Source organism: Marinobacter sp. CA1 (assembly GCF_020546665.1).
GTDB lineage: Bacteria > Pseudomonadota > Gammaproteobacteria > Pseudomonadales > Oleiphilaceae > Marinobacter > Marinobacter xestospongiae.
In genome coordinates, this window is the sequence record NZ_CP071785.1 from 569,344 (window position 1) to 593,982 (window position 24,639).

A 24,639-nucleotide genomic window follows, 5' to 3' on the forward strand; every position below is an offset into this window, starting at 1 on the left:
TATGGACGAACAGGCGGTCTGGCAATCCTCCGGCAAAGAGCGCGGCCATCACCCTGCCTGGGCCTGGCTGGTGGCGCTGCCGCTCTACTTCCTGGCGGGCTACTTCGGCCTGTCACTGGCTTTTGAAACCACCAATGTGTCGCCGGTCTGGCCGGCGTCCGGTGTGGCTGTGGCGGCGCTGCTGGTGTACGGCGTGCGGCTGTGGCCGGTCATCGCGATTGGGGCTTTGCTGGTCAATTTTGTCAGCTTTGGCATTGATGCCGGTGACTGGCAGCGTCCCGGGGTGGGGTCACTGATGATCGCCACCGGAAATACCCTGGAAGCGTTGGCGGCGGCGGTGTTGCTGCGCCAGGCCTTGGGGTCCAACCTGCAGTTTGATTCCCTGGTGATGGTGTTCCGGTTCCTGGTTGTGGTGGCGGTGGCGGCCGCCATCAGCGCTGCCGTGGGAACCGGCACCCTGGTGGGGCTGGGGTTCGCCGGTGCTGACTATGCCGGCAACATTTTCTCGACCTGGTGGCTCGGGGACTGCGTCGGCATGCTGGTGGTGACACCGCTGGTGCTGACCTGGCGTAAGCGCCCGGACGTGCTGCCCAGACAGCCGGTGTGGCACGCCTTGTTGCTGGCGGGCGTTACGGTGCTGCTGTCGGCCCTGGTGTTTGTGGAAGGTCTGTCGGCTCACTTCGACGACCGCCTGTTGAGTTTTCTGTTCCTGCCCCTGCTCGCATACAGTGCCTATGTCTTCGGTCTTCACGGGGTCACTGCCTGCACCCTGGCGGTGACGTCGGTGGCGGTCGCGGCCACCATTTCCGGAGCCGGGCCGTTTGTCCTCAATAGTGTCAACGCTTCCCTGGTGGCGTTGGATGCCTTTATCGCATTGTGGGTGTGCTGTGGCCTGGTGTTGGCTGTCGACTTGAGGGAACGCAGTCAGTTGGGGGTGCTGCGACGGCGGGAAACCCTGTTGCCCTGGCTGGTGCTGGTGGGAGCCTTGGGGGGCACCGTACTGATGTGGCGAATGGCGGTGGCGACGGCCCAGGAAAAGGGGGCGGAACAGTTCGATTACCTCGCCGACACCATTCGCGCACGGGTGGTTGACCGAATGAAGGATTACGAGCAGGTGCTGCGGGGCGGGGTAGGACTGTTTAACGCGTCCAGTGAGGTCTCCCATGAAGAGTGGGCCCAGTTCGTTGAAGATCTTGATCTGTGGGAGAACTACCCCGGGATTCAGGGCGTCGGGTTCGCCCGCTACCTGGCCTCGGAATCGGAGCGACAGGCGTTTGTAAACGGCTTGCGGGAGGAGGGCTTTCAGTCCTTCGATGTGCGGCCCCAGGGCCGGCGTGATGCCTACGTGTCCATCGCTTATCTGGAACCGTTTGACTGGCGCAACCAGCGAGCCCACGGCTATGACATGTTCTCCGAGGCTCGGCGTCGTGAAGCGATTGAGGCGGCCCGGGATTCGGGCGAAACCTCCCTCTCCGCGCCAATCACGCTGGTGCAGGAAACGGCGGTTGGTGTCCAGGCCGGTTTCCTGATGTATCTGCCGCTGTATCAGGGCGGGCGGGTGCCGGAAGACCTGGAAATGCGCCGGGAGCGTATGTTTGGGGTGGTGTACAGCCCGTTCCGGATGGATGACTTGATGGCGGGCATCCTGGCGGACCAGTTTCCCCAGGTGGCGCTGTCGGTGTACGACGGCGATGCCGGTTCGTCCGAGAGCCTGCTGTATGAGGCGAACCGGGATCAGGCGGAAACCGATCAACTGATTGCGCCCTTTACCCGCACCGTGCCGGTGCAGGTGGCGGATCGGACATGGACGCTCCGGGTTCAGTCCCTGCCACAATTCACCGATACCCTGGATCAGCAGAAGGCCCAGATTGTGCTGATCAGCGGTGTGGTGATCAGTTTTCTGCTGTTCTCGTTCATTCGCGCGCTGGTACTGACCCGCTCGCGGGCCCTGCGGTTGGCTGATGAGCTGACCTCGGCACTGAAACAGTCGGAACGCAAGTTCTCGGCGCTGGCCAGCAATGCCAGCGAGGCCATCTTCATCCTGGATGATCGCGGTCGAATTGCCTCCGCCAATCCGGCCGCCAGCGAATATTTTGGCTGGCCCGAAGAGCATCTGGAAAGTACCCGCATCGACAGCCTGTTTGCCGAAGGCGAGCGGGAGCGCCTGCAGGATGCCTTGGCCCGGCTACTGGTCGACGGTCGCGGGGTGGACCGCATCGAAAACCGCCAGACTGAGTGCGTGGCCCGCAGCGGGCGTGCGTTTCCGGCGGAGTATTCACTGTCCCACTGGCAAAGCGATGGTGAGGATTACGTGGGGCTGATCCTGCGGGACATCACCGAGCACCGCCAGGCCGAGGAGCGTTTGCAGCAGGCCCGGGCGGAAGCGGAGCAGGCCAGCCGGTTCAAGAGTGAGTTCGTCGCCAACATGAGCCATGAAATCCGCACGCCAATGAACGCGGTGCTGGGGATGACCCAGATCATGGCTCGCACCGCGCTGTCGGGTGATCAGCGACAGTATCTGGAAATGATCCAGTCGGCGGGCCGTTCGCTGATGGACATCATCAACGACATTCTCGATTTCTCCAAGATCGAGGCCGGGCGGTTGGAGATTGAACCGGTGCCGTTCAACCTCGATGAACTGGTCAATAGCCTGGCCAGCGTGATGATGATCGGTGCCAGCAAGAAGAGCCTGGAGCCTTCGATTGGGGTGGAGACCAATGTGCCGCGGTGGCTGATTGGCGATGAGTTGCGCATTCGTCAGGTGCTGCTCAACCTGCTGTCCAACGCCATCAAGTTCACCGAGGAGGGCGAGGTTGGGCTGTTGATTGAGCAGATGGATCGACAGCAGCAGCAGGTTCGTCTGCGCTTCAGTATCAATGACACCGGCATCGGGATGACGGAGGAACAGTGCCGACGGCTGTTCACGCCGTTTACCCAGGCTGATGCCTCCACCACCCGCCGGTTTGGCGGCACCGGACTGGGGCTGGCCATTTCCCGCCGTCTGGTCACTCTGATGGACGGCCGGGTTGATGTGGAGAGTCTCCCCGGCGAAGGCAGCTGTTTCCGCATGGAGCTGCCGTTGCAGGTGCAGGCGGAGCGGGAGACGCCGCGGGTTCCGTCCTGCCTGGCGGATCGGCGGGTGCTGCTGATTGACAGCAACGACACCAGCCGGGATTACCTGGAGTGCAGCCTGCAGGGCTGGGGCTGGCAGTTGAGGGCCGTGGCCGATGCCGAAGAGGCGCCAGCACAGCAACAGGTGTTGGGAACCGTGGATATTCTGCTGGTGGATTGGTTACCCGATAACCCTGAGGGTCAGCAGCGGTTGCAACGCTTGCGTGATGCCATCAGTAATCCGGATCTGGTGGTGGTCGCGCTGATCTCACCCCACGAACAACCGGAGGATGGCAATGCCGAGTTGCCAGAGGGGCTGAGTGCCATGCTGGTCAAGCCGGTCACCAGCTCACGGTTGTTCGACAAACTTCACGAGATCATGAGTGGTGGGGTGGTGGAGCCTGCAGCGGTGTTGACGTCCGAGCCCTCGGCATTGCCTTTGGATGGGCGCCGCCTGCTGCTGGTGGAAGACAACGAGCTGAACCAGATCGTGGCCCGCAGCTTCCTGGAGAGTGCCGGCGCCGAGGTGATTCTGGCCGAGGATGGTGAACAGGCCCTGACCCGCCTGGGGGATGACAAGGTCCACTTTGATCTGGTGTTGATGGACGTACAGATGCCGGTGATGGATGGTCTGGAAGCAACCCGGCGTATACGGCAGCAGGGCCTCACCCTGCCGGTGCTGGCGATGACCGCCGGTGTGCTGTCAACCGAACGGGACAATTGCCTGCAGGCCGGTATGGATGACTTTATCGCCAAGCCGGTGGTGCAGGCCCAGATGCTGGCGACCATTGAGCGCTACCTGCAGGTGCCCCCGGAGGATGCCAGGCCAGAAGAGAAAACACCGGCCCCGGTCAAGGCGGAGGATGCCACGGATTGCGAGGAGATCACCGGCAAGCTGTTGGCGCAGCTCGACGATCTGGTGAGAGCGGTCGGGGCCTATGCCGATTCCCGTGAGGCGGTGCTGTTGATTGCCCGCAACCTGGTGGATCGGGGCATCGCACCGGTGGATCAGGCCATGCACCAGTGGCAGGCCGGTCAACGGGACAAGGCCGCCAAGGGACTGGAGAGCTTGCGGGGGCTGTTGGGCGGAGTGGACGCGCGGCAGTTGATCCGCTTGTGCGAGTCACTGGAAGATGAGCTTCGTGATGCCCCCAGCGCACAGCTGCAGGACAACTGGAATCGCCTGCAACGGCTGTACCGGGATTACCTCACGGCGCTGGCGGGTTGGCTGCGGGACCAGGCAACGGTCTCGAGCTGAGCCCCGCCGGCAGCCTGTTTCAGACCGTGCTACTCAAGACAGTACTAATCAAGATAGTACTAATCAAGATAGTACTGCACGGTGGACACCACCCGCACCGTCTTGATTGCCTGCTGGGCCTCGACGACGCCAGCGGCCTGGTCCCGTGCCAGGATCTGGAACACCCCCTGGTTGGCCCGTCGCAGGGTGCCCAGGGAGGCATTGGCGTCCTTGGCAAACTGACGGGCGGCCTCCCGGGCGGCGGCCGTGGCTTCTGCAATCATCGCCGGTTTGATGTCGTTGAGCCCATTGAACAGGTAGGTGGGGCCGCTGGGGCCGTAGTCCGCCGACAGCACCACACCGGAATCCACCAGCTCGCTGACCGCCTGGGCGGCCTGTCGCACCCGTTCAATATCCTCGCTGCGGACCATCAGGGTCTGATTGATGATGAAGCGCTGGTTATTGTTGTTGCCCTGGTAAGGGTTCGCCCGGTTGTCGGTTACGTCCAGTCGTTGCAGTTCCACGGCGTCGGTGTCGATGGCCTGCAGTTTGAGGAATGCCATGATGGCCTCGCGACTGGATCGGGCCTGCTCCTGCGCCGCCGCCAGGGTGTCACCTGCCGCCACGAACCGCAGTGGCCATAGCGCCAGGTCCGCTTCCACTTGGCGTTCCGCCACCCCCTTGACGGTGACGTAACGGTCGCTGGTGCGCAGGTGGGTAAGCCCCTCCTTCACCAGGAAGGCTGAGGCAACCAGCCCCAGGGCGACGATCAGACTGGTGATCACTTTCATGGTGCACTTCCTCTCAACACGTAAACCTCCACCATTGCGGCAGGCCCGGTTGGCGTCAAGTGACCGATTGCTAATTAGAGGCTCCTGAGGAAGCCGGATTGGGGCGTACCGGCGAAGATGTGCCATGCTTCAGCAGCTAGTGTCCCGTGCGGTTAATTCGCTGACCTACTGCGAACGAACCGCACGGGACACCAAGGGCAATCAGGAGAATGTAATGATTCGAACTCGGGTAGAGTGTGTTCAGGGCGACATCAGCAATCAGCCCGACATGGATGCGGTGGTCAACGCCGCCAATGCTCAATTACAACCTGGCAGCGGTGTTGCTGGCGCCCTGCACCGTGGTGCCGGGCCAGGTCTGGCACGGGAGTGTCAGGCGTTGGCGCCGATCCGGCCGGGGCAGGCGGTGATTACCGGGGCCTACGACCTGCCCAACCGTCGGGTGATTCACTGTCTCGGCCCGGTGTACGGACGCGACGAACCTTCGGAACAGCTATTGGCGGACTGCTATCGCCATGCCCTGGCGCTGGCGGAGCGGGAATCGCTGGTCTCCGTTGCCTTCCCGGCCATTTCCACCGGGGTGTTCGGCTATCCGCTGGCCGAGGCGGCGGAGGTCGCCATCGCCACGGTACTGGCCGCCCTGACGGATTCATCACTGACCCGGGTGCGCTTTGTGCTGTTCAGCCAGGCGGATCTGGTGGTCTTCCAGCGGGCTCTCGACGCCGCGCTGACGGCGGCACCGTTTGATGACGGCCGGAAGTCGCAGTGACATGCGGCCAAGGAGGCATTGCCGGTGACGGGTGATTCGGCTGTGATGGCATAAGTTACCTGGCTGGGGGATAGGACATGCAGTGGCGAGCCGTGGTGTTAACGGTGGTGGCGATGGTCGCATTCGCCGGTAATTCGCTGTTGTGTCGGGCTGCGTTACGGGACACCGACATCGATGCCGCCAGCTTCACGTCGTTGCGGCTTGCCTCTGGCGCGCTGGTGCTGGCGTTGTTGGTGTGGCTTCGGGGTGGCCGGGTGCGTGCTGGAGGTTCGTGGCTGTCGGCGCTGGCGCTGTTCATCTACGCCGCCGGTTTTTCTTTGGCGTATCTCGGGCTGGGTACGGCGATGGGCGCATTGCTGCTGTTTGGCGCGGTCCAGGCCACCATGATCGGGGTGGGTCTGGTGCGGGGCGATCGTCCCAATCGCTGGCAATGGCTGGGATTTGTGTTGGCGTTTGGGGGGCTGATTGGCCTGCTGTTACCGGGGCTGTCGGCGCCACCAATCGCCCAGGCAGTTCTGATGCTGGTGGCCGGGACCGCCTGGGGCGTGTACTCATTGAGGGCAAAAGGTGCGGGTGAACCCACCCTGGCAACGGCAGGAAACTTCCTCCGGGCGCTGCCGTTGACGGTGATCTTCAGCGTAGTGCTGTGGCCGCAGGCCCAGGTTGATGTTCCGGGGGTGGCACTGGCGCTGGCATCCGGAGCGCTGGCTTCGGGATTGGGCTATGCCGTCTGGTATGCGGCGTTGCCGTTGCTCCAGGCCACCACGGCCGCGACGGTACAGCTCAGTGTGCCGGTGATTGCTGCACTGGGCGGCGTGCTGCTGTTGGCGGAACCACTGACGCCGCGGCTGCTGGTGGCTGGCACTGCCATCCTTGGCGGTATCGCGCTGGTGATTCTGGCGAAGACCGTTACCCCAACTGCCAGATCACCGGGGTAGTGGGGATCAGGCGCCGAACAGTGCCGAACGCAGGGGCGCCATAAAACGTGTGGCGCGGCCCTGGCCCTGCTTGCTGCGGCGGCCGTCAAACTCGATGTAGCCATCCTCGATGGGATCGAAGCGCAGGGTCCTCACGTCTTCCAGGTAGTTCTGTGAGCCTTTCCACGGACCCTGGCTGCCCTGGCGGGGCAGACGGTCGTTGGCGCGTTTGATGTAGCCGGCACTGAGGGAGCCCAGGATGGTGTCCTCGGTGCGGCTGTTCTGGGTATCGTGGGTGACACACTCCTGATAGCCCTTACGGTCCATGTGATTGATCAGACGGCAGATGTATTCGCTGGCGATATCGGCCTTCAGGGTCCAGGAAATGTTGGTGTAGCCGAAAATCATCGCGGCGTTGGGCACGCCTTCCACCAGTACGTTCTTGTAGATCAGCGTATCCCGGATCGGTACCGGCTGACCGTCTACTTCCAGATCCATGCCCCCCATCATCTGAACATCCAGACCGGTGGCGGTGATGATGATATCGGCCTCCAGTTCCTGACCGGATTGTAGCCGGATGCCGTTCTCGGTGAAGCGGTCGATGTGGTCTGTGGCCATGGAGGCCTTGCCGGCTTTCAGCGCCTTGAACAGATCGCCGTCGGCAACCACACACAGGCGTTGGTCCCAGGGGTTGTAGTCCGGCGAAAAGTGGCGCATGTCGACCTTGCCGCCCAACTGCCGCCGTACAATGCCGAGTATCAGGCGGCGTACGGCTTTCGGATTCTTGCGTGAGCGTTCGAAGATGGTGCGGGCCAGGGTGACGTTGCGGGCACGGGTCAGTCGATAGGCCAACTGGTCCGGCAACAGTTTCTGCAGCGTCACCGAGATTGGATCTACTGAGGGCAGTGGCATCAGATAGGTGGGCGAGCGTTGCAGCATGGTGACGTGTGCAGCCTTGTCAGTGAGCGTCGGCACCAGCGTTACGGCGGTGGCGCCACTGCCGATGACCACCACTTTCTTGCCACTGTAATCCAGGTCCTCCGGCCAGTGCTGGGGGTGGATCACCTGGCCCTTGAAGTCGGCCTCGCCCGGAAAGTCGGGTTTGTAGCCGGCATCGTAGTTGTAGTATCCGGTGCAACCCACCAGGAAGTTGGCGGTGTAGGTTTCCGCTTCGCTGCCATCTTCCCGTTCCACGTTGACGGTCCAGCGTTTGTCAGCACTGGACCAGTTGGTGCGTACCACCTTGCGGCCGAAACGGATGTTGTCGGTGACGCCATACTCGTCGGCGGTTTCGCAGACATAGCGTCGGATCGACGGCCCGTCCGCCAGCACCTTGCCACCGGTCCAGGGCCGGAAGTTGTAGCCGAAGGTGTACATGTCGGAATCGGAGCGAATGCCGGGGTAACGGAACAGGTCCCAGGTCCCGCCAATGGCGTCGCGGCGTTCCAGGACGGCGTAGCGTTTGTCAGGGCAGTTGCGGGTCAGGTGGCAGGCCATGCCGATGCCGGAAATACCGGCGCCCACGATCAGGACATCAAGGTGCTGTTGGCTCATGGTAAACCTCTTGTAGATGGCCAGCATCTGGCGGCTGGCCTGTCATCAGGGCCGCCAGGGCGACCACTGTGGTTGTGCAATGCCGTGAGTTTAAAGGAGCCTCTGATCAACTCCGGATCACCTCTGGCCTTCAGAGCGGTTCACACTCAAGGCGCGGCTTTGCAGGAAGGCTGGTTGCCTTTCAAGAAGGCGCAACGCCGAGTGTGGATCGCTCTGAAGGCCCCGAAGGGCGCACTCTGAGGGCTGCATCTGCGGCGTTGCGGCCCTTGCCAAGGGCTACGGCCATTACCTGCGGACCGCGCCTTGCAGCTACAGCCCTCAGATCGCGCAGAGGCGATCCGGAGTTGATCAGAGGCTCCTTAATCTACGCCGTTCCCCGGTGGCGTGGGATTGGCCGAGGATTTCGCCAGCGCGGTTGGTGGGGCCAAGGGGGCGGTGTCTGGCCTGGTGGATGTGCGGAGGCTCCCTAGCCCTGGGATTGGGCCTCGTGGTAGAGACGCTGCCAGATGCTGTGGCCGACCTGATCGTGTTCCAGCAGGGCGTCGAAGAAGCGCTGCCTGGCCTGCTGGTCTACCATCGCGTCCGGCAACAGCGGATCAAATACAATCTGGCGGATGGCCTCGTCGCCGATCTCGAACGACTCCCGGGCGGCAATTTCCGGTTCCAGGTCCTTGGCTTTGTCGAGCCAGCGGTGCAGCCGCTCGGTGGTGTGTTGGTAGCCGGTTTCCAGGGCGTCCCGATCCCACAGGGTACGAGCCACCTGCTGGCGACGTGAATCCAGCTCGCTGAGGGCGAACACCGGTGCTTCGGGCTCCAGGCCGAGGCGGTAGAGGCGCTGGCGGATGGCATCGGTGCTGCCGGCGAGATTGTCCGGTCGCACGAACAGATCCCGGGACAGTTCCTGAAAACCGTTCATCTGCAGGGCACGGGTCCGTCGTCGCAGTACCGGCTTGTCGCTGCGGCCAAGGTCGCCGCAGTGCACGGCCAGCCAGCGACCGCTCCAGGGCACCAGGCGCTCGAGGGCGGTACGCCAGCCCCGCAGGTCGTCGGCGAGTCGGTGCGCCTTGTCAGTCAGCTGATACTGACCGCGCCCGCAGGACTCGATCAGGCCGTCGGCGGACAATCGCGCCAGCGCCACCCGGGTGCTGTTGCTGCTGACATCGAACAGCTCGCAGGCGTGGATGGCATCGCGCACGTGAACGATACGATCATCCACCGCCATCATCATGTTCATCAGCAGTCGTTGGGGTTTAGGTTTCACAGTTGTTCTCGCTGGCTTGCCGGAACCGTTTCATCATGGCCTGCAGTTCGCGGTCCCTGTCGAGATAGTCCTCCTGGAGTGGCCTCAGGTAGTAAAGATAGTCGCCCTTTTCTCGGTCGTCTTGCGACACATGTTCGGCAGGTACGTCGGTCACCACCGGTGAGATCACCCGCACCGTAAGCTCCGGTGCCCGTGCGTTGAGCGCAGCGACGGTGCCGAGGCGGTGCTCGCTGTGGAAAGTGCCGTTGGTGTGCACTACCTGTGCCCCCGGATGATCCGCCAGTGCCTGGACAATGCGGCTGGCCATGGTGTTGTCCCGCAGCAGTTGCGCGCGGTAGCTGTTCTCCAGGCGCTCGGGGTCGCCGGGGCCATGCTGGTGATCGGTCAGCGTCGCAAGGAATTTTTCCCGGTAAGGCGCGGTGCCGTAGAACGGGTCGCCTGGCAACAGCGCCTGCAGGTCTTTGGGGGCCCGTGTCAGGTAGTCCGGCCCCTGCCGACCGACGCAGCGCACCAGCTGGGCCGGGGCATTGCCGGCAATCACCGGCAGGTCGCGGGCGAGGGCGAAATCCACCAGCGGGCGGTAGGAGGCCTTGTAGTTGTCCCAGGCGTCTGCGTCTTCGATCATCTCCGCCTCGCCCAATTCCCCCGCCAGGTAGCGATCCAGTGTCGGCTGGTGCTCCACGGTAAACTGCTCCATCGACAGCACCTGAAGCGGCTGTTGTTGATACAGCGCCTGTTGCAGTCGGGCCTGCAACAGGTGCGCACCATTGTGGCCATGGAGCTCGCCGATAAAGACCACGTCGGCATTCTGTAGCGCACTGGCGAGCTGGGGCAGCGCCATGACCTGGCCAGAGTCCGGGTCGACAATCCGATAGTCGTAGAGGCTGGTCAGCGGGGCTTCGGCGGGGGGCGACGGCGGGACAGTGGTGCAGGCGGTGGCCGCCAGTGCTGTGAAGGCTGCGAAGCTGAGAATTCGAGTCATCATGATTTCCGTTTCCAGTGCGAGGGTGTCATAAAACAGTGACTATCAAGCCCCTGTCAATTGTGTCACCCTCCCGGTCGCTCTGACGGTTGCCTCCCGGGATGCGGTTCCGGGACGACAGTTGGACTCCGATAACAAGACTTAAAGGAAGTACCGTCCGTGAGCAAACGCAAGACATCTCGCCCATTGTGGCACCCCGGTTTCTGGCCGTCCTGGGCCGTGGTTTTCGTGTTGTATCTGCTGGCCCAGCTGCCGATGGCCACCAAGCGCAGCTGGGGTCGAAAGCTGGGCGGCGTATTTAGCCGCAAGCTCCGTTCCCGCGCAAGGGTGGTGGACGCCAACCTGGCGGCCTGTATGCCGGAACTGACAGAGCAGCAGCGCCAGCAATTGATGACAGCCTCATTCGAGTCCTGCACCCAGGGCGTCTTCGAGAGCCTGCACAGCTGGTGGGGGGATACCCGACCCTGGCAACAGGCGGCGGAAGTGGTGGGGCTGGAGCACGTGCAGGAGGCGCTGGATCGTGGGCGAGGGGTGCTGCTAATCGGCGGCCACTACAGTATCCTCGATCTGGCGCTGCCGTTGGTGGCCTGCCACCTGCCCAATCCCGGTTACATGTATCGGCCGAACAACAATCCAGTGATCGACCGAATGATCGAACGGGGCCGCCGTCGTCATTTCGGTATCCAGCCGTTCACCAAGCGGGAACTACGCGGCATGATGGATTTCCTCCGTGGCGGTGGTCAGGTGTGGTACGGCTGCGATCAGGACTTTGGTCGCCGTACCGATCTGTTTGCCCCGTTCTTCGGTGTCGACACCGGCTGCATCAGCACACCCACCCACATTGCCCGGGAGACCGGCGCAGCGGTGATCTGCGTCAGCCATTTGCGTAACGAGGATGGCAATTACCGCATTGAGTTTTCGGTCATTGAAGAGGGTTTTGGTGAGTGCCCGCAGCAGGATGCGGCCACCTGGAACGGCTTTATTGAAGACACCATTCGGCGTTACCCGGACCAGTACTGGTGGTTGCACAAACGCTTCAAAACCCGCCCCCCTGGGGCTGCGGCGGTTTACTAGCTGACCTGGCCGGGGTTCATGCTACATTGAGGCTACCCTGACCAACCCCGACCAACCCGGCTGGTTGGTCGTTGTCTGGAACCCTGTTCGCCAAGGGAGGTGGCCCCCGTCATGCTGCCATTGCGGTTTATTGATCGTGTGAAGTTCTTTGTTGAGCGCCAGTTCGTCCGTGGCGCGGCGTTTCAGCTGTTGGTTGTGGCGCTGGTGATTGGTTTGATTTCCCTGGTGGGGGGCTTACTGGTGGCGCCGCTGGGAGAGCCGTTTGACGGTCTGGGGGATGCAATCTGGTGGGCCTTCCTGCGATTGACGGACCCGGGGTACCTGGGAGACGACAGTGGCAGCTGGCAACGTTTTGTCTCCACGTTACTGACCATCAGCGGCTACGTGGTGTTTCTGGGTGCCCTGGTGGCGATCCTGACCCGTTGGTTGATCACGCTGATGAATGACCTGGAGCGGGGCCTGACTCCGGTGTCGCTGAAAAACCACGTGGTCGTACTGGGCTGGACACCGCTCACCCTGCCGCTGTTGTCGGAACTGCTGGGCGCCAGCCGGCGGGTACGGCGCTTTCTGGAGCGCCACGACGCCCGGCGATTGAATCTGGTGGTGTTGTCGGAAGAGGCGTCAGCAGCCCAGGTGCTGGAACTTCGTAGCGAGCCCGGTATTGGCGGCAAGGCCCGGCAGGTGATTCTGAGGGCCGGGCAGGCGATCCAGCCGGATGCCCTGCACCGGGTCGCATGTCTTGAGGCGGCAGCGGTTATCATTCCCAGCGCGGTTCACCCCAGCAGCAGTCTGGTGAGTGCCGATGTGGAGACCGTCAAGGCGTTGCTGTCGATCACCGCCCAGGCCCGGCAATCGGGCCAGGTGCTGCCCTTTGTGGTGGCGGAGGTGCAGGATCTGCGCAAGCGTCCGGTCATCGAGCGGGCTTACCCGGGCCCGGTGGAAGTGGTGGCGGGGGACGCCACCATCAGTCGGCTGCTGGCCCAGAATGTCTTCCATCCGGGGCTGTCGGCAATCTACAACGAACTGCTTACCTCCGGCGTTGGTAACGAGCTGTACATTCGCAGTGACGATGGTCTGGTGGGCATGACGCTGGAAACCCTGGCCTGTCAGCGGCCCCGTGCCCTGGTGCTGGGTCTGCTGAGAAAAGGCGATGACGGCCAGTGGCAGGTGCTGCTGGCGGTGGCGACAACGACGGAGATCGTGGCGGGGGATCGCATCGTGATGATGGCCCGCAGCTACGAGGACACCGAGCCGGACGGCCGTCAGTCGCCGCTGAAGCCGGTGCCCCGAACGCCGGCGGTCGCACCCGTGGCGGTCGCCGCCCAGGAACGGCGGGTGCTGGTATTGGGTTGGAGCCGAAAGGTACCGGCGCTGCTGCAGGAATTGGACAGCTATCCTCAGCAGCAGCTGCAGGTGGATGTGGTGTCGGTGGTGCCGGAGGCCCAGCGGGTCAGTGCGGTGTCGGCCTACCTGGGCACGCCCCGGCGCCTGCGATGTCAGCACCTGGAAGCGGACTACATGGTGGAAGGCGAGTTGCGGCGATTGCGGCCGGACGGCTACGACACCATTCTGCTGTTGAGCAGCGATCGACTGTCTTCCGGGGAAGAGGCCGATGCCCGGGCCATGGTGGGGTACCTGCAGCTTGAGGACATCCTGGCGGAAGCCGGTGGTCGACCGCAGCTGATTCTGGAGCTGAGTGATCCGGACAACCGGGATCTGCTGGGGGTGCATCAGGCCGAGATGCTGGTGAGCCCGATGGTGTTGAGTCACGTCCTGGCCCAGGTGGCGCTACGGCCGGAACTGCGGGTCGTGCTGGACGAGCTGTTCTGTGCCGGCGGTGCCGAGTTTCAGTTCCGTGACCCGGCGGATTACCCGCTGCCGGCCAGCGCGGATTTTCGTGCCCTGGAACGGGTACTGGCCCATCAGGGGGAATTGGCAGTCGGGGTCTGGCGTTGGCATGCCACAGGCCCACAGCTCGAGCTGAACCCCAGCCGCAGCGGCTACCTGGACCTGAGCCCCGGGGACCGGCTGGTGGTGCTGGCGGTCACCAACCCGGTGGCCTCGTCGGCGGACTGATCGTCATTCAGCAAAAAAATGCTGGAAATAGATAATATAAATTTCAATTATGAAATTGGGGCCATTACAGTATCCGCAACTCAGCACCCGATCGCCCGTAAAACACGTGACGGGATGTCTGAAACGGTGGCCGACTCCGGTCGGCCACCACCCTATGCAGTACCTCAAACCTACGAGACAGGACTGAGACCATGCCATACGCAAGCGACGTCGATGCCATCGCATCCCTGATCAAGCAAAACAACTGGGCCAACATTTCTCCTGAGCACGCAGCCCGCATGCGCGCCCAGAACAAATTCAAGACCGGCCTGGACATCGCCAAGTACACCGCCAAGATCATGCGCGAAGACATGGAAGCGTATGACAAGGACACTTCTCAGTACACCCAGTCCCTGGGTTGCTGGCACGGCTTCATCGGTCAGCAGAAGCTGATCTCCATCAAGAAGCACTTCGGTACCACCAAGCGTCGTTACCTGTACCTGTCTGGCTGGATGGTTGCCGCCCTGCGTTCACAGTTCGGTCCGCTGCCTGACCAGTCCATGCACGAGAAGACCTCTGTATCCGGTCTGATCGAAGAGCTGTACACCTTCCTGCGTCAGGCTGATGCCTGGGAACTGAACCACCTGTTCCGTGACCTGGAAGCGGCCCAGAAAGCCGGTGACGCTGCCAAGGCCAAAGAAGTTGAAGCCGCTATCGACAGCCACGAAACCCACGTTGTGCCGATCATCGCTGACATCGACGCCGGTTTCGGTAACGCCGAAGCGACCTACCTGCTGGCCAAGCAGATGATCGAAGCCGGTGCTTGCTGCATTCAGATCGAGAACCAGGTTTCTGACGAGAAGCAGTGTGGTCACCAGGACGGCAAGGTTACCGTTCCTCACGCCGACTTCATCGCCAAGATCAACGCCGTACGTCTGGCGTTCCTGGAGCTGGGTGTGGACGACGGTGTTATCGTTGCCCGTACTGACTCCCTGGGCGCTGGCCTGACCAAGCAGATCGCCGTGACCAACGAGCCGGGCGACCTGGGCGACCAGTACAACAGCTTCATCGATGGCGACGTTATCGAAAGCGCTGACGACATTGCCAACGGCGACGTTGTGATCAAGCAGAACGGCAAGCTGGTTCGTCCGAAGCGTCTGGCTTCCGGCCTGTTCCAGTTCAAGGCTGGCTCTGGCGAAGACCGTGTTGTTCTGGATTGCATCACCAGCCTGCAGAACGGCGCTGACCTGCTGTGGATCGAAACCGAGAAGCCGCACGTTGGCCAGATCGCTGGCATGGTTAACCGCATCCGTGAAGTGGTGCCCAACGCCAAGCTGGTTTACAACAACAGCCCGTCCTTCAACTGGACCCTGAACTTCCGTCAGCAGGTATTCGATGCCTGGAAAGAAGAAGGCAAGGACGTATCTGCCTACGATCGCGACCGTCTGATGAGCGCCGACTACGACAGCACTGAGCTGGCGCAAGTGGCTGACGAGTGGACTGCGAACTTCCAGCGTGACGGATCTCGCGAAGCGGGCATCTTCCACCACCTGATCACTCTGCCGACTTACCACACCGCGGCCCTGTCTACCGACAACCTGGCCAAGGGCTACTTCGGCGACGAAGGCATGCTGGCCTACGTTGCAGGCGTACAGCGTAAGGAAATCCGTCAGGGTATCGCCACCGTTAAGCACCAGGATATGGCTGGTTCCAACATCGGTGACGACCACAAAGAGTTCTTCGCTGGCGAAGCAGCTCTGAAGGCTGGTGGTAAAGACAACACCATGGGTCAGTTCGAGAACATCTAATCTCGATCGACACCCTGTGTTGATGAAAAGGCGACCCTCGGGTCGCCTCAGACTGCTGACAAACCCTCGCCATGGTAGCGGGGGTTTGTTGTAATTGGGTCAGCGACTTTCCAGAGGCTGCCCCATGCTCAAAGAGCCCTCCCCACAACAACACGAACTCGAGATGGTCTGTCTCGAGTCCCTGGTTCCTGAAACCCATCTGCTTCGCTCAATCGATCACGCCATTGATTTCGAGTTCATTCGTGAGCGTGTACTGCACCTGTATTGCGCGAACAACGGCCGCCCGGCCCTTGATCCGGTGGTGTTGTTCAAGATGCTGTTTCTGGGCTACCTGTTCGGTATCCGCAGTGAGCGGCAGCTGGTGCGGGAGATTCAGGTCAATGTGGCCTACCGCTGGTTCCTGCGTTTCAACCTGACCGACAAGGTGCCAGATGCCTCCACGCTGAGCCAGAACCGCCGTCGTCGCTTTCATGACAGCCACATCTATCAGGAGATCTTCGATGAGATCGTGCTTCAGGCCATGAGGTACGGCCTGGTTGGTGGCGAAGTGCTCTACACCGACAGCACCCACCTCAAGGCCAACGCCAACAAGAACAAGTACGACCTGGCACAGGCGGAAGTGAAGGTGGTGGATTACCTGGAGAGTCTGGAGCAGGCGATCGAGAGCGACCGCAAGGCTCATGGCAAGAAGCCGCTGAAAACGAAGCTGTCCGAGCAGCCGCCCAAAATGAAGGACACCAAGGTGAGTCGTACCGACTCGGACAGCGGTTACATGGTGCGGGAAGGGAAACCCAAAGGCTTCTTCTATCTGGACCACCGGACGGTGGATGGGCGTCATGCCATCATCACAGACAGTTACGCGACCCCGGCCAATCTCCATGACAGCCGGCCTTACCTCGATCGGTTGGACCGCCAGCGAGAACGCTTCGGTTTTGACGTCTGGGGTGTGGGGTTGGATGCGGGGTACTACACGGCGGGTCTCTGCAAGGGCCTGGAAGACCGGGGCATCTATGGCGTGATGGGCTACCGACGCCCCAACAAGCCCAAGGGCTATCTCCCCAAGCGTGCCTTCACCTATGACCCGGAAACCAATACCTATCGCTGCCCCGAGGGACAGTTGCTGATCTACGCCACCACCAACCGGCAGGGCTACCGGGAGTACAAGTCCAACCCGGTTCACTGCAAAGACTGCCCGCTACTTGGTCAGTGCACGCGCAGCGCTAACCACGTCAAGGTGCTCACCCGCCATGTTTGGCAGGACTGCAAAGAACGAGTCGACCAAAACCGATTAACGCCTTGGGGCAAGGCGCTGTACAAACGACGGCAAGAGACGGTGGAGCGCTCGTTCGCGGATGCCAAGCAGTTGCATGGCCATCGCTATGCTCGATTGCGAGGGCTGTCAAAGGTCCGCGAGCAATGTCTGTTGGCTGCGACTGCCCAGAATATGAAGAAGATCGCGCAGCTCCTGGCGCGTATTTTGGGGCTGAAATCGCTTGCAGCACTGGTCTTACAGGCGTCTATCCTGGCATGGACTCAAAAACGGGTTGATAGGAAGTATCGACGAGGAAGGCTGACTCAAGCGACCGTCGGCTGAAAACAGAACGACCAAATGCAACAAACCCCGGAAAACCGGGGTTTGTCAGCAGTCTGAGGCGACCCTCGGGTCGCCTTTTTTGCTTTATCGGTGTAAAACAATTACCCGGTTGCCCAGAATTCCGGCTAACCATCTGGTAAAAACTCACGACGGCTCAAGGCGTTGGTCTCTTTCCGCCAAAACAGCCAGAGTCTGAATCAAACTACCTGCTGCCGTTGATCGGCAAGTGCGAGTCATGGAGCGAACATCATTATGAGCTATGGACTGGTTCCCTACACCTGCAACCTCGATTACATCAATGAGCTGGGCCGTAACCTGAAGGAAGACGAACTGGCTGGCCTAAGAGAATCCCTGGCTCCGGCTCTGGCGCAGATAGACAGTGATTTTATGGAGCCGGTGAAAGCCATTCAGGCGCTGGATGACTTTATCGCAGGCAAGGTCAACCATCCGTCTTATCCGCACCTTTACTGGTACGTCTTCGAAATCCTGTGCCACGTATTCGGTGGCCGCCTCCCCAACGAAAGCTGTTATCCATGTGATCCAGCGATCGTGGATAACCTGAGCAGTATCAAGCTTTACTGCCTGAGCCACCCGGTACTCCCCATGCCTGACGACTTTCCTTCGGTCTATGCCTGCCGCCCCAGCAGCCAGGCTCAGCTCCGCGAAGAGCTCAAAACCGCCCCGATGCCGGAAGAGTGCCGTATAGAAATGAATGGCTGGCTAGACTTCGTTCAGCCCCATGAACAGGATTTGGTTGTCTTTTATTACTGAGAGGGGGCGGCGGGATCTCTGGTCAGTACTCCAGCCCAAGTGTCTCCATTACGGCACGGTTGTTAGCTGCGACAACCGTGCCGGTCCTTGGGATTAAGCTGCCACGTCTTCAACGATGCTTTGAAGCTTCTGCTCAGACAGTCGTCGGCGACTCGGAGAGGTTGCCCCATCTGCGACGTACTCGTAGATAGCCACCAGCGACAGATTTCATCAAGCCGATAACGCTGGGCATCTCGCCATGCCCGGTCTCATCGCCGGTATCGCGACCGCTGTCACCAGGTGCTAGCGTCACCTGACGTGCACGGCCTCAGCCACCGCTTCGTAGTGGCGGCCCACGATCTCCATGTCGTCAGGGTTTACACAGCGCTCCTGGCAAAACTCGTTCAGATCGTTGCGAATCTTCGCCCGCAGCTCCGGCGGGTTGCTGTCATCATTCACATAGGCGTAGGGATTCTGGGACAGCGCGGGATCGGGATTGGGTTCCCCCAGGGTAGCGGCGGTCGCCACCATATCGCCGGTAATTGCGATCGAAAAGATGCGGTCGAAAACCTGGGCGTAGTCCGCAAATCCGTCATAACCCGATTTCCGGGCCACCTGGTCCAGCATTGCCATCGATGGCTTGGTCGCCATGATCTCGGTCAACGTGGTATAGGGGCGCAGATCGAAAATGGCATTTTGTACCTGCTTATTCTCAGCCTTGGACAAGTCCTGATTGGTCGACGCCAACACGGCTTCAATCGCCGGCGTCTTGTCCAGAAACAGGGCCACCTGCTCCTCGGTGAGGCTTTCCGCCGCCACCGGCGCAGCCAACGCAGCGGTGAGAGCAATCGATACGGTCATTCGCTTGATCATCGGAGTTCCTTCTGTCATCCGTGAAAACATCGTGTGTTCCTTATTGCGGGTTATCAGTAGGTAGCGGCACAAGCCGCTCGCTGCTTCACTGCCCTTCCACCATCCAGTTGGGCACGAAGTCGCTGGCCTCGGTCACCCTATACCCGGCCCGGTCGTAGGCCACCGAGGCCATGGCGGTGAGGGGAAGGGAAAGCAGTCCGTCGCTGTCAGGGTCATTGGCTGACCACGCCTGCCAGAAGGCCTGGTGCTGCTCCAGCGCGGATTGCAACAGCTCGTTATAACGAGCTTCGCCTTCCTCATTCAGCACGGCGGCCAGCACCGCCAGCGAGGGCAGCAGAATCTGGCCCTCGTACTGGACGTCGTAAGCCCGGCAGCCTTCGGTTTCCAGCGTCTCCAGGGTGGCCTGCATTTTCCCCGTCAGGTTCGGCTCGGCTTTCGCCAAGGCCTTATAGAAATTACTCAGCGTCAGCTTGAAGGCGGTGTCAGGCCCCCCGTTATTATCTAGGAAGATATCCAGTCCGACTTGATCCAGAATCGCCAGACCATCGCTATCCCGGTTGATCAACGCCAGCCAGAACGCCTTACACCAATCGTTCACGCCCTTATCTGACCTGGAGTTTTTCCCAACCGTCTCCAGATCACCGCGCCGAAACCGGATCGTAAGCGGCTGCTCGTCAGCCATCAGGTTCTGAAAGAACCCGACGGCGAGCTGACCGGCCTCTACCAGTAACTCACCCGCCAGTTCGGTGCCGCCATGCTTCAGGTTTTCAATCACTAGGTATTTCTTGGTGATCCCCATCCGTACATGCAAGGCTCTTTTCGGGTTTGCTCGGACCATTTCCGCGACCCGGTCTAATGCGCCAAAATAAAGCTCAGATCGCAACTCGTAGGCATGGTCCAGGCTAATGTTGTAGTGTTCGAGCATCTGCCCAACGTCATATTTCAAAGTCGTACCCTCCCTGCTGTCTAGATAACCTGCGTTCCTGGCAGGTTTCGTTTTACCAGATACGTTGAAGGCCAGAGTCTTCCTGGCTATAAGGCAACGCTTCAAATCGTCGATGTTATCAGAACTATCCTTACCCCCGCCGCCATCTGATTGATGCGAATACGCGGAATGAACTCAGGGTCAGAGGCTCAAACACTCACGCCTTCGACGCCGCCAGCTTCTCCCGGGTGGCGAGGCGGCCCTGACGGCGGGTTTCCGCGTCCCGGTAGCGGCGCTGCTGGTCGGCTGTTTCCGGTTGTACGGCACGCACACTGATCGGCCGACCGTTCTCATCGAGCGCAACGAAGGTGAAATAGGCCGACAGAATATGGCGCACCTCGCCGGTGTAGCTGTTCTCCGCCATGACCCTGGCACCGATTTCCATGGATGAGCCCCAGACCCGGTTCAGCGCCAGGTTGAACAGCAGGGTGTCGCCGCCCTTGGCGGGCGCCCGGAAATGGATGGAGTCCACGGCTGCGGTCACGCAGACAAACCCGGAGTGACGTTCCGCTACCACCAGCGCCAGCCGGTCGCACTTGGCCATGATCATGCCGCCGAAGACGGTTTCATGAGAGTTGAGATCGTTTGGGAAAACCTTGTAGACGTGGCTGTCCACGGCGGAGGCCGACACCGGCCGGGCGTTGTCCTGCTGCATGACGTGTCCCTGTAATGGATGGCTGGGGTAAGCGTAACCGAAGCCACGTTGTCGGGCTACGTTGATGGACGTCGTCGGGCTGTGTGTGCGATCTCAGCCCCGGTAGGTGCGGTGCTTCTCCATCAACCGGTACATCGACACCCGGGAGATATCCAGCAGCCGGGCGGCGGCGGATACGTTGTTGTGGGTCAGCGCGAGGGAACAGGACACCGCCTGCTGTTCGGCGCGGGCGCGGAACTGGTCAAGGCTCAGGCCTTCGTACTGCCCGGGCGGATGTGGGGTGAGGCCAAGGTCGTTGGTGGTGATGGTGCGTCGATCACTGAGCAATACCGCCTGCCGCAACCGATTGCTCAGCTCCCGCAGGTTGCCCGGCCAGTCGTGCAGCAACAGGGCCCGCATGGCGCTCTCGTCCAGCCGCCGGGGCGGGTGGCGACGGGCGTCCGGCAGGGCGTCGAAGAACAGTTCCAGCAGGGTGGGAATGTCTTCCAGTCGTTCGCTCAGCAGCGGTAGCTGGATTTCCAGGCCTGCCAGACGGTAATACACGTCGCTGCGGAAGCGACCGGCGTGAACCAGCGCATCCAGTGGGCGAGTACAGGTGGCGATAATGCGGATGTCCCGCTGGTGGCCGGCGGCTCCGGGCTCATCCTGAAACAGCCCGAGCAGCGCCGGTTGCTGCTCCAGGGTCAACTCGTCCACCGCCTGCAGCAGTAGGCTGCCGCCATGGGCGCTGTCCACGCTGCCCACGCCGGTACCGGGTTCATGCTCCAGCAGGGCGTCGTCGCTGAGGCTGCTGGGCAGGGCGGCGCAGTTGATGGTGACGAACGGGCCTTGGGATACCGGCGAGTGATCGTGCAGAAAGCGGGCGGCGGCCTCCTTGCCGGTGCCGCTGGCACCGTGGATCAACACCGGTTCCAGAGTCTGGGCGAACCGCTGCAGCAGAGTCCGGGTCTGGTGAATGCGTGGTGAGTCGCCGGCGAGAGCGTGGCGTTGCAGGCTGGCTTTGTGGCCCTCGGCCAGCCGTGCCTGCAGATCCGCCATCCCCCAAAGGTGGCCGAGCACGGTGTCCAGCCGAGGCAGATCCAGAGGCAGGGTGTGGTAGTCGGCGCAGTAGGTGCCAATCAGTGTGCCCAGGCTTGGTTCGTCATAGGGTGACTGACTGGTCAGACCGACCCAGGTTGTGGGCGCCAGCGCGACCAGCCATTCCTCAAGCCAGGGAAAGCGCTCGCTGTCGTAGTTCTGCAGGTCGAGTACGCCAACCCGGGGCACCGGTGGCACGGAGCGGACATTGGGGGGCTGGTTGAGGTCGATTGGCACCAAATGCCAGCGATCCGCCAGGGTCTGGGTCGGCAGGGACTGCTCCGGGTCCGGTGATAACCATAACAGCGTTCTGTCTGCCCCCATTACCTGCCCTCGGTGCCTAAAGGTGTCCGGATTCGTTCTCTGGATCTGTATAAGCAGATTACATGCCACGCTCCGTCAGGGCGCCAATGGCGGTGTCAGGCGATTCCGGGGCGGCGGTCAGCCTGTCAAAAACTGTAAAATCCACTGACGTTTCTGTGAGGGTCAGCCGCTGCTACCTCCGGTGGCCGTGCCGGCCTGGAGATAGTCATCGATGTGACTGGCCAGTGCCACGCCGGTCTCGTTCATGGTCAGGTAGGCCTCGTTGGCACCGGCTTCCTTGATCTTCTCGGCCTCGTCGGAAAACATCGTGTGAGCAATGATGAAGCCGTCGAAGCCCCGGTTTCGCAGCATCCGCGCGGCGATGATCTTGCTCTCGATGTCGCTCATCGCCAGCACCACCGCTTCCACCTTGGGCATGTGCAGGGCTTCCCAGAAGGTGGTGTCTTCGCCGTCGGCAAACACCACGTTGCGGCCGGCCTTGAGGTGCATGTGGGCCTTGGCGGGGTCCGAGTCCAGGCCCATGATCCGCGGCTCCGAGTCCATCAGCCGGTCGTAGGCCGCCGAGCCTGTGCGGCCCATGCCCATCACCAGGATGCGGGTGTCTCCCAGCGAGATGGGCTGCTCGTCCGGGTGGTGACGGTCGGCCTGGAATCGGCTCAGGGCCCCGGAGTAACGTTCGTAGAGGGTGTGGGCAACCCGGTTGATGGGGGCCGAGATCACGAACGACAGCGACACGGCGATCGCCAGCGGAACCAGCCACTCCGGCAACGCCACGCTTGCCACTATCAGACCGAACTCGCTGTAGTTGGCCAGTGACAGCGACGTCAGAAAGCCGCTGCGGGCCCGCAGCCGGAAGGCCAGCAGCAGGAAGAAGAACAGCCCGCCCTTGAGTGGCAGCAGCAGGGCAACGGCGACAGCAAAGATCAGCGCCTGCTGGTCCGGCAGACCGCCGATGCCGATCTGCAGGAAAAAGCCCACCAGGAACATCTCCTTGACGCTCCAAAGCGACTTCGACAATTCCACCGCCCGCGGGTGGTTCGCCAGCATGGCACCGAACACCAGTGCCCCCAGTTCCGAGCTCAGGCCAACGGCTTCGAAACCAAGGCCGCCCAGCACCAGTGCCAGCAACAGGCCCAGCAGCACCAGCAGTTCGTCGTGGCCACTGGCATCCAGCAGCCGGTACAGCAGTGGGCGTAACAGTGGCAGCAGGAACACTCCCAGAGCCCAGATTGACGGAGTTTTGCCGGCGGCAATGCTCATCACCACCAGGGCGATCAGGTCCTGCATGATGAGAATGCCGATGGCGACACGGCCGTGAAACGCGCGCAGTTCCCGCTTGCTTTCCAGCACCTTGGCCGCCAGTACGGTACTGGAGAAGGACAGTGCAATGGCCAGCAACAGCGAGGTGGACCAGTCGGTATCCAGTAACAGGTAAATGCCCGGCGTAAACAGCGAGCAGCTGATGGTGAAATGCAGCAGGCCACCGCCAATCACCTCGGGACTGAGGATCGAGCGCAGCTTGAGCTTGAGGCCGACGGTAAACAGCAACAGCAGCACCCCGAGGTGGGCGAGGTGATCAAGTACATCGGTGTTCTCCACCGCCAGCGGAGTAACCGTCGCCAGCCCGCTCAGGGCAAAGCCGGCGGCCAGGTAGCCCACCAGCGGGGGCAGGCCGACCGCCTTTACAATCAGGCCAAGGGTAAAGGCGAAGGAGATCCAGAGAGCTTCGGGCATGCGCGTGTTGCCTTAACGTGCGTGGGTGTTAACGGATAACGGTTGCGCCAGCGGCGGGTGGTGCGTTGATAAACGCTCTGACCAGCTCGGCGGAATGGTCCGGGGTCTCGATCATGGGTACATGGCCAATGTCGTCGAGCAGGTGCGTGACGGTGGTATTGATCCGCTGCTGGAACACCTCGGCATTGCGGTAGTCAATCACCCGGTCTTCCCGGCCCCACACCAGCATCACCGGCGCCTGGATGTCGGCGAGCCGGTCCCGGAAGGCGTTATCGTAGCCGGAATCGCGAATCGCCAGGAAGATTTTCTCATACACCGGCCGGTTGGCGATGGCCTGCTGTTCCATCACGTCGTAGATGGGCCAGGGCACAAACGGCTGGTCGCTCATCACGAACGCCACCAGCCGCTCCATATCACCGGGCTGGCTGACAATCAGCGGGTTCTGGCCTTCCTCAATCCGGGTAACCAGTTCGCTGTCGTACTTGAACACCCCCGCGGGGCTGAACAGGCTGGCTGAGTGGACCTGGTCCGGATAGGTGGCGGCGTAAAGCGCGGTGATGGCACCCCCCATGGAGTTGCCGAGCAGATGCACCTTCGATTCGCCCAGCGCCGCCAGGGTGTCGTGGACGTAGCCGACCTGGTCTTCCAGGCGGTAACCCAGCGTCAGGGGCTTGCTGCTGTCACCGTGACCGGGCAGGTCGAGGGCGACAACGTTGAACTGGTCGGTCAGCTCGCCGGCCATCCGCACCCAGTTGTCCTTGTTGCCGCCAAAACCATGGAGCATCACCAGGGTGGGGCCGTCCTTGACTTCCTGATTGTGCAGGTAGCTGATGCTGAGCTCGCCGACCTCGATTTGATCGACGGTGAGCCCGGCGGAGCTGCGTTCCCAGGCCATGGCCTTGTCAAACAGTTCCTGGCGACTGCAGCCATTGAGGGTCAGAATCAGCAAGAGACAGAGCAGCAGGCGGAGTTGGGGGGGAGGCTGAGCCATCATCGGGTCCTTGGGCGTGTCTGGGGTTGGCCGAAAAGCCTTGCGACAGAACCCCTTACACTAGCGCAAAAAAAAGCCCGGTCAATAACCGGGCTTCGGG

Annotated in this window: 18 protein-coding genes; 8 read left to right on the forward strand and 10 right to left on the reverse strand. The window is 61.7% G+C overall.

Annotated features, from left to right (window positions below):
• Window position 1 precedes the first annotated feature (1 nt).
• Window positions 2-4,369: a CHASE domain-containing protein gene (locus J2887_RS02650; RefSeq protein WP_227173906.1), complete on the forward strand. Its 4,368-nt coding sequence runs from the start codon at window positions 2-4 to the stop codon at window positions 4,367-4,369.
• A gap of 59 nt (window positions 4,370-4,428) precedes the next feature.
• On the opposite strand, the gene J2887_RS02655 is transcribed toward J2887_RS02650, so the two are convergent.
• Window positions 4,429-5,139, reverse strand: a complete 711-nt coding sequence (locus tag J2887_RS02655; protein ID WP_227173907.1) for an SIMPL domain-containing protein — start codon at window positions 5,137-5,139, stop codon at window positions 4,429-4,431.
• A 214-nt stretch (window positions 5,140-5,353) separates the two neighbouring features.
• Between J2887_RS02655 and J2887_RS02660 the strand changes: the two genes are divergently transcribed.
• Window positions 5,354-5,905: a macro domain-containing protein gene (locus tag J2887_RS02660; RefSeq protein WP_227173908.1), complete on the forward strand. Its 552-nt coding sequence runs from the start codon at window positions 5,354-5,356 to the stop codon at window positions 5,903-5,905.
• 77 nt (window positions 5,906-5,982) lie between these two features.
• Entirely contained in the window at window positions 5,983-6,843 is an 861-nt protein-coding gene (locus J2887_RS02665; protein WP_227173909.1) for a DMT family transporter, read from the forward strand.
• 6 nt (window positions 6,844-6,849) lie between these two features.
• Here the strand turns inward: J2887_RS02665 and J2887_RS02670 are convergent, their stop codons facing one another.
• From J2887_RS02670 to J2887_RS02680, 3 genes are all read right to left on the reverse strand, one after another.
• Window positions 6,850-8,376 (reverse strand): flavin-containing monooxygenase, encoded by a 1,527-nt coding sequence (locus tag J2887_RS02670; protein ID WP_227173910.1) that lies wholly within the window; start codon window positions 8,374-8,376, stop codon window positions 6,850-6,852.
• A gap of 466 nt (window positions 8,377-8,842) precedes the next feature.
• Window positions 8,843-9,637 carry a PaaX family transcriptional regulator C-terminal domain-containing protein gene (locus J2887_RS02675; RefSeq protein WP_227173911.1) on the reverse strand — a complete coding sequence of 265 codons (795 nt, stop codon included), beginning with the start codon at window positions 9,635-9,637 and terminating at the stop codon, window positions 8,843-8,845.
• Window positions 9,627-10,622 (reverse strand): ChaN family lipoprotein, encoded by a 996-nt coding sequence (locus J2887_RS02680; RefSeq protein WP_227173912.1) that lies wholly within the window; start codon window positions 10,620-10,622, stop codon window positions 9,627-9,629. Before J2887_RS02680 ends, J2887_RS02675 begins: the two co-directional genes overlap by 11 nt.
• A gap of 156 nt (window positions 10,623-10,778) precedes the next feature.
• On the opposite strand from J2887_RS02680, the gene J2887_RS02685 reads away from it, so the two are divergent.
• The 5 genes from J2887_RS02685 (at window position 10,779) to J2887_RS02705 (ending at window position 17,921) form a co-directional block, all read left to right on the forward strand.
• Window positions 10,779-11,693: a lipid A biosynthesis acyltransferase gene (locus tag J2887_RS02685; RefSeq protein ID WP_227173913.1), complete on the forward strand. Its 915-nt coding sequence runs from the start codon at window positions 10,779-10,781 to the stop codon at window positions 11,691-11,693.
• A gap of 111 nt (window positions 11,694-11,804) precedes the next feature.
• Entirely contained in the window at window positions 11,805-13,769 is a 1,965-nt protein-coding gene (locus J2887_RS02690) for a CASTOR/POLLUX-related putative ion channel (RefSeq protein WP_227173914.1), read from the forward strand.
• A 191-nt stretch (window positions 13,770-13,960) separates the two neighbouring features.
• A complete protein-coding gene (locus J2887_RS02695) occupies window positions 13,961-15,556 on the forward strand; it encodes an isocitrate lyase (RefSeq protein WP_227173915.1) in 1,596 nt (531 codons plus the stop codon).
• 124 nt (window positions 15,557-15,680) lie between these two features.
• On the forward strand, window positions 15,681-17,150 hold the full coding sequence (locus tag J2887_RS02700; RefSeq protein ID WP_227173916.1) for an IS1182 family transposase: 1,470 nt from the start codon (window positions 15,681-15,683) through the stop codon (window positions 17,148-17,150).
• Window positions 17,151-17,402: 252 nt separating this feature from the next.
• Window positions 17,403-17,921 carry a DUF7691 family protein gene (locus J2887_RS02705; protein WP_227173917.1) on the forward strand — a complete coding sequence of 173 codons (519 nt, stop codon included), beginning with the start codon at window positions 17,403-17,405 and terminating at the stop codon, window positions 17,919-17,921.
• A gap of 288 nt (window positions 17,922-18,209) precedes the next feature.
• On the opposite strand, the gene J2887_RS02710 is transcribed toward J2887_RS02705, so the two are convergent.
• From J2887_RS02710 to J2887_RS02735, 6 genes are all read right to left on the reverse strand, one after another.
• Window positions 18,210-18,773: a hypothetical protein gene (locus J2887_RS02710; RefSeq protein WP_227173918.1), complete on the reverse strand. Its 564-nt coding sequence runs from the start codon at window positions 18,771-18,773 to the stop codon at window positions 18,210-18,212.
• 85 nt (window positions 18,774-18,858) lie between these two features.
• On the reverse strand, window positions 18,859-19,719 hold the full coding sequence (locus tag J2887_RS02715; RefSeq protein WP_227173919.1) for an immunity 49 family protein: 861 nt from the start codon (window positions 19,717-19,719) through the stop codon (window positions 18,859-18,861).
• A 196-nt stretch (window positions 19,720-19,915) separates the two neighbouring features.
• Window positions 19,916-20,413 carry an acyl-CoA thioesterase gene (locus J2887_RS02720; protein ID WP_227173920.1) on the reverse strand — a complete coding sequence of 166 codons (498 nt, stop codon included), beginning with the start codon at window positions 20,411-20,413 and terminating at the stop codon, window positions 19,916-19,918.
• Window positions 20,414-20,506: 93 nt separating this feature from the next.
• Window positions 20,507-21,814 (reverse strand): sigma-54 dependent transcriptional regulator, encoded by a 1,308-nt coding sequence (locus J2887_RS02725; protein ID WP_227173921.1) that lies wholly within the window; start codon window positions 21,812-21,814, stop codon window positions 20,507-20,509.
• A 162-nt stretch (window positions 21,815-21,976) separates the two neighbouring features.
• Window positions 21,977-23,548 carry a cation:proton antiporter family protein gene (locus tag J2887_RS02730; RefSeq protein WP_227173922.1) on the reverse strand — a complete coding sequence of 524 codons (1,572 nt, stop codon included), beginning with the start codon at window positions 23,546-23,548 and terminating at the stop codon, window positions 21,977-21,979.
• Window positions 23,549-23,576: 28 nt separating this feature from the next.
• The gene (locus J2887_RS02735) at window positions 23,577-24,539 is read right to left on the reverse strand and encodes an alpha/beta fold hydrolase (protein WP_227173923.1); all 963 of its coding nucleotides are present in this window, start codon (window positions 24,537-24,539) and stop codon (window positions 23,577-23,579) included.
• Window positions 24,540-24,639: the final 100 nt, after the last annotated feature.

What these genes read in the sequence shown, in the direction of transcription:
- J2887_RS02650 (WP_227173906.1), top strand. Translation starts at nt 2, where the DNA reads ATGGACGAACAGGCGGTCTGGCAATCCTCCGGCAAAGAGCGCGGCCAT.
- J2887_RS02655 (WP_227173907.1), bottom strand. Translation starts at nt 5,139, where the DNA reads ATGAAAGTGATCACCAGTCTGATCGTCGCCCTGGGGCTGGTTGCCTCA.
- J2887_RS02660 (WP_227173908.1), top strand. Translation starts at nt 5,354, where the DNA reads ATGATTCGAACTCGGGTAGAGTGTGTTCAGGGCGACATCAGCAATCAG.
- J2887_RS02665 (WP_227173909.1), top strand. Translation starts at nt 5,983, where the DNA reads ATGCAGTGGCGAGCCGTGGTGTTAACGGTGGTGGCGATGGTCGCATTC.
- J2887_RS02670 (WP_227173910.1), bottom strand. Translation starts at nt 8,376, where the DNA reads ATGAGCCAACAGCACCTTGATGTCCTGATCGTGGGCGCCGGTATTTCC.
- J2887_RS02680 (WP_227173912.1), bottom strand. Translation starts at nt 10,622, where the DNA reads ATGATGACTCGAATTCTCAGCTTCGCAGCCTTCACAGCACTGGCGGCC.
- J2887_RS02690 (WP_227173914.1), top strand. Translation starts at nt 11,805, where the DNA reads ATGCTGCCATTGCGGTTTATTGATCGTGTGAAGTTCTTTGTTGAGCGC.
- J2887_RS02695 (WP_227173915.1), top strand. Translation starts at nt 13,961, where the DNA reads ATGCCATACGCAAGCGACGTCGATGCCATCGCATCCCTGATCAAGCAA.
- J2887_RS02700 (WP_227173916.1), top strand. Translation starts at nt 15,681, where the DNA reads ATGCTCAAAGAGCCCTCCCCACAACAACACGAACTCGAGATGGTCTGT.
- J2887_RS02705 (WP_227173917.1), top strand. Translation starts at nt 17,403, where the DNA reads ATGAGCTATGGACTGGTTCCCTACACCTGCAACCTCGATTACATCAAT.
- J2887_RS02710 (WP_227173918.1), bottom strand. Translation starts at nt 18,773, where the DNA reads ATGATCAAGCGAATGACCGTATCGATTGCTCTCACCGCTGCGTTGGCT.
- J2887_RS02720 (WP_227173920.1), bottom strand. Translation starts at nt 20,413, where the DNA reads ATGCAGCAGGACAACGCCCGGCCGGTGTCGGCCTCCGCCGTGGACAGC.
- J2887_RS02725 (WP_227173921.1), bottom strand. Translation starts at nt 21,814, where the DNA reads ATGGGGGCAGACAGAACGCTGTTATGGTTATCACCGGACCCGGAGCAG.
- J2887_RS02730 (WP_227173922.1), bottom strand. Translation starts at nt 23,548, where the DNA reads ATGCCCGAAGCTCTCTGGATCTCCTTCGCCTTTACCCTTGGCCTGATT.
- J2887_RS02735 (WP_227173923.1), bottom strand. Translation starts at nt 24,539, where the DNA reads ATGGCTCAGCCTCCCCCCCAACTCCGCCTGCTGCTCTGTCTCTTGCTG.